The organism is Proteiniphilum sp. UBA5463, from assembly GCF_002427225.1.
GTDB lineage: Bacteria > Bacteroidota > Bacteroidia > Bacteroidales > Dysgonomonadaceae > Proteiniphilum > Proteiniphilum propionicum.
Map to the genome: position 1 here is coordinate 1 of NZ_DIQL01000044.1, position 11,711 is coordinate 11,711.

Sequence of the window (11,711 nt, forward strand, 5' to 3'; positions counted from 1 at the left end):
TCAATTAACCTGGGTATTGGAAAAAACTTTTTGTGCAAGGGAGACGATACGAACTCATTTTACCAAACTTTTGTGCTCAAGACCCATATTACCCATAACATGTTCCTGCATACGGGCTATCAGCTATACCGTTTTAAAGATCCGAACAACTTGATGATGGGGTTGGGCTATCGATTTAATGCGAAATAATCAAGAAAATAACGCGCTACTTGTACCCGTCAACCCGCATGACAAGAATGGACCAACACGAACACTAGAAAAGATGGATTAAGAAAACCCTACCATGATCTCTTCCTGCGCAGCACCAGGTACCAGGTCAGCAGAATCCCCCCCTTAAAGAAAGAGGTGCTGGAGATGGCCCACCAGACGCCAGTCACCCCGATGCGCGCACCCAGAAAGAGCGCCAGCGGGATACGCAGTGTGTTAAACACCATGCTGATGATGGCAGGCGGGGTGGTCCTGCCCAACCCGTTGAAAATGCCCTGGGTGGTGATCTCCAGCATCATGAAAATTTGAGAGACACCCATGATTAACAAATACTCACCCCCAGCCAGATATGCTGCTTTTTCAGGTACAAAAACAGAAAAAATCTCTTTACCGTACAATATGAATGCCGCAGTTACAATTATTCCCAATGTGCCCATCATCATTAATGTATAGCGAAATGCACGATTGGCCCGGTTTATCTTATGCGCCGCATAGTTCTGCGCAACAAAACTGCCCAAGGCTGTGGAGAATCCATTGGAGGTATTCCAAGTGATCCCCTCAATCTGGCCACCGGTTGTCTGACTGGTTATACCAAGGTATCCGCCGTAAACCGATGCGATGCGGGCCAGATTCATATTCACAAATGCAAAGTAAACATTCATCGCGGCAACGGGTAGTCCTAGCTTCAGTATGTTAAGAGTATATTTTCTACGGAGACGGATCAGGAATTGAAACCGTTCCAATAACCCGTTTTTTTTCTTTAGGTGGTGGATAAAGAGAATAATTACCACTACCTGAGAAAGAAGGGTAGCCAGCGCGGCCCCTCTTACTCCCATGGCCGGGAACGGACCAATACCGAAAATAAGGAGAGGATCCAGTAAAATGTTAAACACTAATCCGGTGGCGTTGAAATAAAAAGGGATGTCACTGCGGCCGGAGCCAATATAGATGCCGGAGAAGTTTAGAATAAGGAACATGACCGTTATTCCCGGTGAAATTATCCGCAGGTAACCGGCAGCTTCCAGTGCAATACCAGCCTCCAGACTGTAAAATGATACATAAGTGCTGGGAAAGAGAAAGAATAAAATACCGAAGGTGAGCCCCAATGCCAGGGCAATAGTGGTAGTGTGTGATGCATAGAGTGATGCTTTGTCTAACCGCCGGGCACCTATCGATTGGCCAATGGCAATCTCTGCGCCTACCTTCGATATCAATGCAACCGAATTCATCATCCACATTAACATGCCGATTGAACCGACCGCTGCCACGGACTTGCTTCCCAGACGTCCAATCCAGATGATATCTACTAAGTTGTAGGCCATCTGGATGAAGCTGATAGCCATCAGAGGGAGTGCCAGCGTAATCAATTGACGGAAAATGTTTCCGCCTGTCAGATCGCGTACAGAAGGTTTATATGCAGAAAGATTTTCCACCTGATTTATTGCGTATTTTTTTGATAAAAAAAAGAAGTAACTTTAATCTGTTACTCCCTTTAGAGCGGAAGACGGGACTCAAACCCGCGACCCTCAGCTTGGAAGGCTAATGCTCTATCAACTGAGCTACTTCCGCGAAAATGACTGACTTATGAGCCAATTTATAAATGTTGCAATATTGCCAATATTTTGTGTATGCTATTACCAATGGCCTATTGAACAATCAACACATTTGTTTTGTGGGCAGTGATGGATTCGAACCACCGAAGGCGTAAGCCAGCTGAGTTACAGTCAGCCCCATTTGGCCACTCTGGTAACTGCCCTTGATTCACGACGGCAAAGATAATACGAATTATATGTATTTTGACTTGAGGCCGATCATTTTTAAAGCGGTTATAGCCGCTTCATCACCTTTGTTTCCATGTCTTCCTCCTGCTCTTGCTTTTGCCTGATCGAGCGTGTTGGTGGTGAGCAGGCCAAAAACTGCTGGTACGTTATATTTTAAATTCAACTGCGTAGTTCCGTCTGTTACGCTGTTGCAAACAAAGGTAAAATGTGGAGTCTCCCCCTGTATAACACATCCAAGGAGAATTACACAGTCCACTTTTGCTTTCTCAATCATTACCTTTGCCCCATAGGTAAGCTCAAAACTTCCCGGCACATGTTCGATAACAATATCGTCACTTAAAACTCCGAATTTAACCAGTGTGTTGTAAGCACCGAGCAGAAGGTTCCCTGTTATGGAGGAGTTCCAGTCAGAAACTACTATTCCAATTCGTTTACCTTTTCCATCAGGAACAGACTTCGGGTCGTAAGACGAGAGGTTGTTAAGTTCAGTTGCCATTTTTGTTTATTTCGTTTCTTTAAGTAGTTCAGCCTGTTTAATAAATTTGTCCGATTCCTGAGCTTCAGGTGAATTGATATAATTATCTTTGACCTGCTTGAAAATATCAATTGCTTTATCGTATTCTGCAAGGCTCAAATAAGTTTCACCTGCCTTCTTATAATAGATGGGGCTAAGCATTTCGTCGTTTGCGTCTTTGGCTGCTTTCAGATAGTATGACAAAGCATTATCAGACTGTCCCATATTCATATATACATCACCTATTGCTCCAGTCACAGCCGGAGTAATAAGCAGGTCGCCTCCCTTGAATTTTTTCAGATGTTCCAGAGCCTTCTCATGGTTGCCCATCCTGTTGTAAGCGATACCTGCATAAGCATGTGCAAGATCGGCTGTCTTAGTCCCTTTATACTGATTTATGATCGACTCAAACCCGATATAGTCATTTCCGTTCCCGAAAATGGCAAGTGAGTCCTGTCCCTCTTGAAAGTAGCGTTCGCCTTTAAAGATGGCTGACTGCGCTTTTTCGTTTCGGGGTGACTTATGTAGATAGTGATAGGCAAGAAAAATTCCAACGGCAGCTATAACTATCAGTAGTCCTGTTAAAATGGCTTTCTGATTTTTTTCGAGGAATTGTTCGGTAGTGGTAAGTGCTTCCCCAATATTTTCGAAATTTTTTTCGGCCTTTGATTCTTTTGTTTTTTTAGCAGACATATTGTTTTTGAAAAAAATGTTTTGTTTTATTTTCGAGATGCAAAAGTAATGGTTTTTAGTGACAAATAAAATTTCAAAGCTTGTTTTTTATTAAAGTCACAAGCATCATTAATCTTTTTCTTATGTCTCAAGTCTAACATTTAATTTCAAAAATTCATTATTATGTTATATAATACATTTTTTAAGTGAGAACTAAACAATTAAAGAAACTGAGTGTTAAAAATATATTAAAGTATTTACCGTTTAATGTAGAGGGTTGATTACACAATTTACGAACTATTTAAACTGGTCTTTGTTATTGCTGAAAAAGAATAAATTTAAAGTTGAAGGAACTTCTATGAAGAAATATATTATTACTATTAGTATTTTAATAGCTGGCTTGTTTAATATTGAAGGACAGATTGATGCGGGCTTTACTACTGTGCCCGTAGTCAACGGGAAGGTTGTTTTTGACCATTTTATCATTACAGATCAGAGACTAACGACCAATCAGAATTATGACGTTTTACAAAAATGGGTGAAAGGAAAATATTCTGGCAGCCCGTTGTTATCAGGAATTCGTTTCGATGATAAAGCTCGTTCGGTGACAGTAAGCTCAAAGGCGGAATTACTGCTTCCGGCAAATAGTGATGGCGTTCGTGAGAAGATGATAATGAATTACCGGTTTGATGCCACCATCACCAATGCCGGCTGTATGCTTGTGGTAAGAGATATAACTTATCAGAACGCTCAAAAGGATGGCTCTTCATTTTTCCCTAAAGTATATACTGCCGAGCAGACAATTACTAATCAGGCGGTAAACACTGCCGGTGAAGAGAGTGAGCTACGCAACAACATACGAAAAGGCACTCTCGTATTTCTGAACGGTTTATATTCTGAAATAACAGGGGCCTTCTAAGGCTTCCGGTTTGGTGATATTATTCTAAGGCTTCCGGTATGGTAATGTATAGAGATGGCAGTTGCAAATACTGAGCGTGCACAATACGTATATAACATGATATGTGATATTTGAGCCTGTTCCGGAAAACCTGAGAACCTGAGAACCGATTTAATGTATCACAACGCTTTATTTTACTTTTGTAAGTATTCACTATACAGCTAAATCATTATTCATAAAATGTTTTGAGGCCAGTGCCTGCCTACTACCGATAAAAAGCAGAATTTTAGTAGCTTGTAAATGGTGACCCGCAAAACATCGTAAAACTATCATTTGGCTCCGGATTTATAGCATGGATATACACGGAAGTTCAGTAGTTTATTTATAAATTAATTTGCAAAAAACTTTGGTTAATTAAAATAATATGCTTAATTTTGCGCCCTGATTTGTCAGGAAGTTTATTCCTTTTATGAGTAAAACGGAAATAATAAAATACACTATATAGCAATGTCTAAGATTTGTCAAATAACTGGAAAAAGAGCAATGGTTGGGAACAACGTTTCGCACTCCAATGTGAAGACGAAGCGTAAGTTCAACGTGAATTTGTTCAGAAAGAAATTTTATTGGGTGGAAGAAGATTGCTGGATTAACCTGAATATTTCAGCATCAGGCCTCCGTACAATCAATAAAATTGGATTGGATGCAGCCTTGAAACAAGCAGCTGCAAAAGGATACTTAAATTCATAACGAATAGGAGATAGCAGCTATGGGGAAAAAAGCAAAGGGTAACAGAGTGCAGGTAATTCTTGAGTGCACAGAGCACAAAGAGAGTGGTATGCCAGGCACATCGAGATATATTACCACTAAGAACAGAAAGAATACTACAGGAAGATTGGAGTTAAAGAAGTACAATCCAATCCTTAAAAAAATGACTGTACACAAAGAAATCAAGTAAAACAAGTATAGACTATGGCAAAGAAAGCAGTTGCGGGTTTCCGCGATAAAAACACGACTACGGGACGCAGCCACACGAAAGTAATAAGAATGGTGAAGTCGCCCAAGACAGGTGCATATAGTTTTAAAGAAGAGATGATCCTTAACGATCGGGTGAAAGATTATTTTTCTAAATAAATCTGTTAAATATATGTAAAAGCTTCCCTGTGCCAAAACGCAGGGAAGTTTTTTATTTACTATTTTGTAGATTTGTAGAATATATTCCGGGTAGACATTAAAAGCGTTAGATAGGAAATCATAAATATTTATCGTTAAACATTAATTAATAAATGGGCTTTTTTGACAGATTCTCGAAAGAGAAAAAAGAGACATTGGATAAAGGTCTTGAAAAAACAAAAGCGAGTTTCTTTTCGAAGATCACACGTGCCGTTGCAGGCAAGTCGAGGGTTGATGACGATGTGCTGGACAACCTGGAAGAGGTATTGGTAACTTCGGATGTTGGGGTTGATACGACCCTTAAGGTAATAAACCGAATTGAAGAACGCGTTGCCCGTGACAAATATGTGGGAACGGATGAACTAACCGAAATTCTGCGTGATGAGATCGCAAATCTTCTTATCGAAAATAACAGTAACGACCTTGTGGAGTTTTCCATAGGGGAAGGAGTAAAGCCATATGTGATTATGGTTGTTGGAGTGAATGGAGTGGGGAAGACAACAACAATAGGTAAGCTGGCATATCAGTTTAAACAGAGAGGTTTATCAGTTTATCTAGGAGCTGCCGATACTTTTCGTGCCGCAGCCGTGGAACAGCTTGAAATATGGGGGCAAAGAGCAGATGCGCAGGTGATTAAACAAAAGATGGGTTCAGACCCTGCATCTGTAGCTTTTGATACAATCAATTCTGCCAAATCGCATAACGCTGATGTGGTAATCATTGATACTGCCGGCCGATTGCATAACAAAGTAAATCTGATGAATGAGCTCACAAAGATTAAGAACGTGATGGGTAAAATTGTACCCGATGCACCTCATGAGGTACTTCTTATTCTGGATGGTTCTACAGGGCAAAATGCATTTGAACAGGCCAAACAATTCACATCAGCAACAGAAGTTACGGCACTGGCAATCACAAAACTCGATGGTACCGCCAAGGGTGGTGTTGTAATCGGTATTTCTGACCAATTCAAAATTCCCGTGAAATACATTGGCCTGGGCGAAGGAATGGAAGATTTGCAGGTGTTCAGAAGGAAAGAATTTGTTGATTCGCTTTTTGGATAATGAAACTTTTTGGATAGTAAAGCCTTTTGGAGAGTAAAAATGATATATGGTTAAAAACAGAATAGATGTTGTTACGCTAGGTTGCTCCAAGAACCTTGTAGATTCGGAGCTGTTGATGAGACAACTTGTAGCTAACGGATACACAGTAGAACATGATTCAGAATCACCAAGGGGTGATATTGCCGTGATTAATACCTGTGGATTTATCGGTGATGCAAAAGAGGAGTCCATAAATATGATTCTGTCATTTGCAGAAGCAAAGAAACGGAACAGGCTAAAGAAGCTGTTTGTGATGGGTTGCCTTTCTGAAAGGTACAGGGATGAGCTGCTGGAAGAGATTCCGGAAGTGGACAAATATTATGGTAAGTTCGACTGGAAGAACTTAATTGCCGATCTTGGTAAGTCGTATTACAAGGAACTTGAATTCGATCGCACACTCTCTACTCCTCCGCATTATGCCTATATAAAGATATCTGAAGGCTGCGACAGAACCTGTTCATACTGTTCTATACCTTTGATAACTGGTAAATACAAATCACGTTCGATGGAAGAGATTGAAAGAGAGATACGTGGACTTACAGATGAAGGCGTGAAGGAGTTTCAGTTTATAGCGCAGGATCTGACTTATTACGGACTCGATCTGTACAAAACCATGAAACTTCCCGAACTGGTGGAAAGAGTATCAGACATAAAAGGTGTGGAATGGATCCGTCTGCATTATGCCTATCCTGCACATTTTCCGACAGACCTGTTGCGGGTAATACGTGAAAGAGAAAATGTGTGCAAATATCTTGATATTGCACTGCAGCATATAAATGATAATATGCTGAAAATAATGCGCAGAAACATAACCAGACAACAGACTGTTGAGCTGATAGAACGCATTCGTGAAGAAGTGCCGGGAATACATCTGCGAACTACTATGATGGTGGGGCATCCTGGTGAAACAGACGAATATTTTCAGGAGTTGCTTGGTTTTGTTGAGAATAGCCGTTTTGAACGCCTGGGAGCATTCCCATATTCGCACGAAGAAGATACCTATAATGATCAACACTATTCCGACGATATACCTGCCTCGGTAAAGCAGGAAAGAATGGATAGGCTGATGAAGATACAAGAGGGAATTGCTATGTCTGTTAATGAAGCTAAAGTGGGTAGAACTATGAAGGTGATTATCGACAGGGAAGATCCTGATTATTATATCGGACGTACTGAATTCGATTCTCCGGAAGTTGACGGAGAGGTGCTGATAAGTAAAGAACGGGAATTATCTATCGGTGACTTCTATGATGTAACTATAATGTCTGTATTGCCCTTTGACTTAATTGGCAAAGTAAATTGATACTTGATATGTGATTTTGAATTTTTAGCTGATATCGGATTTATGATTAAATCAGATATCAAAACTTTATAGTATAACATGACAAACGAAGACCTTATTGCCAAAATTGCTCAACGCCTCGATTGGACAGATATTGCAGTTTCTGAAGTGTTGGATGCAGTGATAGACGTAGTTAAAGCTGAACTGTTGGAAAGCAACCGGATTATTATTGATGATTTTGGAGTGTTTTTTACCCGTATTCAATCGGAATATATTCTTGTAGACAGTGAAACAAATGATCGATATCTGATACCGCCCGTTGTTGAGGTGGATTTTGAGATGTTGAGCTTGAAAACAGAAGAGGAGATTTTACCTTTTGAGTTGATTTTTACCCCTGACGTGGCTTTGAACGAAGCAGTTAATATTTCTTTCTCGCATTTCGAACCCACTTTACTTAATGAAGGTGTGGAATTACCTGGAATTCAGGTAGTGATTCCAGTAGACGAATATGATGATCTGGAGGAGAATGATGAGCCCAACAAATCAGTACAATTGCATCCTGAAAAAGAAGAAACAGCAATAACTCAGGCTCCCGAAATTACACTTTCAGCCGGAATATCTGAGACAACGCCTGAATCAGCTCCCGAATCTGGTGATGGTGCAACAACTGAAGCAGTTCCCGAAACTTTTGCTGGAGCAATACCTAAATCAATAGCTGAAGTAACTCCGGAAACAACGCAAGAAGCAGTTACTGAAACAATTCAGGAACCTGCGCCTGTAAAAGTTATCGAAATATCCAATTCTTCTGCATCTGCAGAAGTTCATATGTCTGTTAATACTGCCTCTGGCATTATAGAGCACAAGTTGCCAGTGACAACTTCTCGTTCTGAAAAGAAAAAACGAAAAAAGAGGGCTACTGTGTTGATACCTGTTTTGGGAGGCTTGGCAATTGCTCTGGCAGCTCTTTTTTTTTTCAGGGGAGTTCAAACAAAAAAAGTTGAGCCACTAATAGTAAATAATGAAATAGAATATACTACTGAAAATGTCTATACTCCCCGGACAGACACCGTTTTTCAGTCGGTAAATGAAGTTGCTGTTCAAGCAAAAGAGGAGAAGAAGATAATGCTCGAAGAAGGAAAAACATTACGACTGCTGGCTTTGGAACTTTTCGGGAACAAGGAGTTTTGGGTGTACATCTATCTCGAAAATAAGAAAAATATACAAAACCCCAACATTGTTCCTTCCGGAACATATTTGCTCATTCCTGATCCGTCAACATACCGATTTGATCTGTCCGATCCTCAATCTGTTGCTGAAGCAAAAGCATTGGGAGATAAAGTGCTTAACGAATGTTTGAATTAATTTGTCATACTTTTGAAGTATTTTCATAATTATTTAACTCTTTATATATTGGTTTAATCGGAGGATATTCTTTAACTTTGCTATTTAAATAATTTTCCCATACAATAAGATATATTTAAGGTTGAGCTTTGATTCCAATCAAAAAAGTGAATGGATAGAGAATATTTTGAAATATATATAAGAACTATTTTAAAGTTTTATATCTTTTTGCTATACGTATTGTAGGCGATGCATCTTCTGCTGAAGATATTGTACAAGATGTTTTTACTGAATGCTGGATGAAACGTAACAGTCTCGATCTCTCCAGGTCATTAAAGCCTTATTTATATAAATTGACTTATAATCGTAGTCTTGATTTTTTGAAATTATCAGATAATAAAAGGGTTACTATTTCTGACAGATTCTCGCTTAGCGACGAAATTATGTATTCGGCTTTCACTTTAGACGAACAATTATATTCTGACGAAATTGGAAAAGAAATTTCAAATTGCGTTGCTGAATTACCCGATAAGTGCAAACAGGTTTTTTTATTAAGTCGCCATGATGACCTTAAAAACAGGGAGATAGCTGAAAAACTTAATATCAGCATTAAAACAGTAGAAAAGCATATATCAAAAGCACTGCAAACGATTCGTGATCATCTCTTGAAAACCGGCTATTTAGGAGCTTTAACTTGCTTTTTTATTAAGTTATTTAACGGTCATATATTCTATTTTTTCTAAACTATACTTGAAAAACTTAACAAAAACCTGACTATGTTTATAGGTTTTGAATATTAAATGTGGCTCGGTAAAGAAGATAATTCACATACAAATTATTAGGAAAAACAATATTTCTTCAAAATGTGAGTCCCCTCCAAAAAGTTTCTTTTATCGCAAACGGGCAAAAAAAGATATTGACATCCAATGTATTAAAAATAAACATTTTTTTTAAGTATTTTGGGAGCAGACTCAAATATCAATGCCTCGTTAAAACTTAATTTATAATAAAGACAGTCAATAAGTTACCCTTGATTCTTAAAAGTACCATATTCTGCTGGTATTCAGCGAATTATAGGAATTGTTTTAATAAATTGCCGAAGTGTTGAAATATTATATCCGAAAATTATATTTTAAAAACATGCGAGACAGGGTAGGGTATTTTGCTTCTCATTCGTGATATATTAAAACACCATAAGGAAGAAGTATCTATGCTACATGAGCAAATTGAATATAATGTACTGATATCCAAATATCTTGATAACGAAATTAGTTCTGAAGAAAAGAAGCAGTTGGAGTTTTGGATAATACAGTCGAAAGAAAATAAAGCATATTTCCGGGAGATGGCAAAGTCTTGGGAGGAATCAACAATAGCGCTGCAAGATAAAACAATTGTGCGAAATCAACTGATTAAATTCTTTGAAAGACAAAAACTGAGGAAACGGCGCACTCTATTAAAATGGATCTCGGGAGCGGCTGCTGCAGTTATTCTTTTGCTGATCAGTTTACAGTTGTTTCTTCCAAATGTGTTTTTCGGTGACGAAATATTAACGGTCTCATCTGAAGATACAAAAAAAGAGGTTTTTCTACCGGACGGATCTCATGTGTGGCTTAATGCACATAGCATGCTTAGTTATTCCCTCAAATTCAACCATTCACGGAAAGTCAGATTAACCGGGGAAGCACTTTTCGATGTGCAGGCAGATCGAGGAAGAAATTTTGTTGTAGAAACTGACAATGTAACGATAGAAGTGCTCGGAACACTTTTTCTGGTGAGCGATTGCGGAGAATCCTCTAAAACCGAAACGGTTTTAGAATCTGGCAAGATAAACCTGAAATTAAATAAATCGGGAGAAACATTACAGATGAAGCCCAATCAGCAAGTTGTATATAATCATTTGAATGGATCAACAACGGTGAACAATGTAAATGCTGCTGATTACACCAGTTGGAGAAAGAGCAGCTTGATATTTGAAAACAGACGATTGAGAGATGTTTTTATTCAGCTGGAGAAATGGTATAATGTAGATATTCAATGCAATAATAGTACTTTGTTGAATACTCCGGTGTCATTTATTCTTGATGAAGAATCGTTGAATGAAATATTAAGCATATTGGAGCAAATCACATCTTTATCGTGGAAAGAAAATGTTAATGATATAATAATAATTGAATAAATAATCTTTAAAACCAGTTGCGCCTATGACATAAACAGATATAGTAAAAATGAAAGGGCAAATGAAGTTACTCATCTGCCCAAAGTTTTTGAATTAACGTTTCTTCTTATTTTGTTCGCCCGGTGAAAGCGTAAAATAGAGGGGAAACTAATTACATAACAAAAATAACATAAAAAACATGTTGAACATACAAAAGCAGAATGATTCATCATTTTATTTTGGTAAATTAACGAATTACTTACGAATTTCCGTATTATTCATCAGTTTGTTTTTATTTATCATGACATCACAGGCAAAAGCCATAGCACAGAACGAGCTGATAGATCTTAAACTCAATAATACCACAATTATTGAGGCTGTAAAAGCTGTTGAAAAGCAGACAAATTACAAATTTGTGTATAATAATAATGATGTGGACGTTTCGCAAAAAGTTACTTTGAATGCAATAAACGAATCTATTGAAGATGTTGCTAAAATAATTTTTGCAGGATATCATATCGCGGTCAGAGGAAATAATGTGATAGTTACACGCAAGGCTTCTTCAGGAAGCAACATGAATATGATGCA

The 11,711-nt window shown here is 38.5% G+C and carries 13 protein-coding genes, 2 tRNA genes and 1 pseudogene; 11 read left to right on the plus strand and 5 right to left on the minus strand.

Going from position 1 to position 11,711, the window contains the following annotated elements:
- Positions 1 to 189, plus strand: a pseudogene (locus B3B27_RS07300) (acyloxyacyl hydrolase); the annotation flags it as partial.
- Between the two features lie 89 nt (positions 190 to 278).
- Here the strand turns inward: B3B27_RS07300 and B3B27_RS07305 are convergent.
- The 5 genes from B3B27_RS07305 to B3B27_RS07325 all read right to left on the minus strand — a co-directional run bounded on the left by B3B27_RS07305 (position 279) and on the right by B3B27_RS07325 (position 3,195).
- Entirely contained in the window at positions 279 to 1,640 is a 1,362-nt protein-coding gene (locus tag B3B27_RS07305; RefSeq protein ID WP_286847205.1) for an MATE family efflux transporter, read from the minus strand.
- Positions 1,641 to 1,703: 63 nt separating this feature from the next.
- Positions 1,704 to 1,776 (minus strand) — tRNA-Gly (locus B3B27_RS07310).
- A 104-nt stretch (positions 1,777 to 1,880) separates the two neighbouring features.
- Positions 1,881 to 1,963: transfer RNA gene (locus B3B27_RS07315), tRNA-Tyr, on the minus strand.
- A 29-nt stretch (positions 1,964 to 1,992) separates the two neighbouring features.
- The gene (gene ribH / locus B3B27_RS07320; protein ID WP_238867620.1) at positions 1,993 to 2,484 is read right to left on the minus strand and encodes a 6,7-dimethyl-8-ribityllumazine synthase; all 492 of its coding nucleotides are present in this window, start codon (positions 2,482 to 2,484) and stop codon (positions 1,993 to 1,995) included.
- 6 nt (positions 2,485 to 2,490) lie between these two features.
- The gene (locus tag B3B27_RS07325) at positions 2,491 to 3,195 is read right to left on the minus strand and encodes a tetratricopeptide repeat protein (RefSeq protein WP_238867619.1); all 705 of its coding nucleotides are present in this window, start codon (positions 3,193 to 3,195) and stop codon (positions 2,491 to 2,493) included.
- Positions 3,196 to 3,532: 337 nt separating this feature from the next.
- Between B3B27_RS07325 and B3B27_RS07330 the strand changes: the two genes are divergently transcribed.
- The 10 genes from B3B27_RS07330 to B3B27_RS07375 all read left to right on the plus strand — a co-directional run.
- Entirely contained in the window at positions 3,533 to 4,093 is a 561-nt protein-coding gene (locus B3B27_RS07330) for a hypothetical protein (protein ID WP_238867618.1), read from the plus strand.
- Between the two features lie 486 nt (positions 4,094 to 4,579).
- Positions 4,580 to 4,819: a 50S ribosomal protein L28 gene (gene rpmB, locus B3B27_RS07335; protein WP_238867617.1), complete on the plus strand. Its 240-nt coding sequence runs from the start codon at positions 4,580 to 4,582 to the stop codon at positions 4,817 to 4,819.
- Positions 4,820 to 4,838: 19 nt separating this feature from the next.
- Entirely contained in the window at positions 4,839 to 5,027 is a 189-nt protein-coding gene (gene rpmG, locus B3B27_RS07340; protein ID WP_238867616.1) for a 50S ribosomal protein L33, read from the plus strand.
- 14 nt (positions 5,028 to 5,041) lie between these two features.
- Entirely contained in the window at positions 5,042 to 5,203 is a 162-nt protein-coding gene (locus B3B27_RS07345; RefSeq protein WP_238867615.1) for a DUF4295 domain-containing protein, read from the plus strand.
- Between the two features lie 152 nt (positions 5,204 to 5,355).
- The gene (ftsY, locus tag B3B27_RS07350; protein WP_238867614.1) at positions 5,356 to 6,306 is read left to right on the plus strand and encodes a signal recognition particle-docking protein FtsY; all 951 of its coding nucleotides are present in this window, start codon (positions 5,356 to 5,358) and stop codon (positions 6,304 to 6,306) included.
- Positions 6,307 to 6,352: 46 nt separating this feature from the next.
- Positions 6,353 to 7,648 (plus strand): 30S ribosomal protein S12 methylthiotransferase RimO, encoded by a 1,296-nt coding sequence (rimO, locus tag B3B27_RS07355; RefSeq protein WP_286834085.1) that lies wholly within the window; start codon positions 6,353 to 6,355, stop codon positions 7,646 to 7,648.
- Positions 7,649 to 7,726: 78 nt separating this feature from the next.
- On the plus strand, positions 7,727 to 8,989 hold the full coding sequence (locus B3B27_RS07360) for an HU family DNA-binding protein (RefSeq protein WP_286834086.1): 1,263 nt from the start codon (positions 7,727 to 7,729) through the stop codon (positions 8,987 to 8,989).
- 173 nt (positions 8,990 to 9,162) lie between these two features.
- Positions 9,163 to 9,711: an RNA polymerase sigma-70 factor gene (locus B3B27_RS07365; protein ID WP_286847207.1), complete on the plus strand. Its 549-nt coding sequence runs from the start codon at positions 9,163 to 9,165 to the stop codon at positions 9,709 to 9,711.
- A gap of 467 nt (positions 9,712 to 10,178) precedes the next feature.
- On the plus strand, positions 10,179 to 11,144 hold the full coding sequence (locus B3B27_RS07370) for a FecR family protein (protein WP_286834088.1): 966 nt from the start codon (positions 10,179 to 10,181) through the stop codon (positions 11,142 to 11,144).
- Positions 11,145 to 11,424: 280 nt separating this feature from the next.
- The coding region (locus tag B3B27_RS07375) for an STN domain-containing protein (RefSeq protein ID WP_286847206.1) at positions 11,425 to 11,711 on the plus strand (287 nt) is incomplete at its 3' end.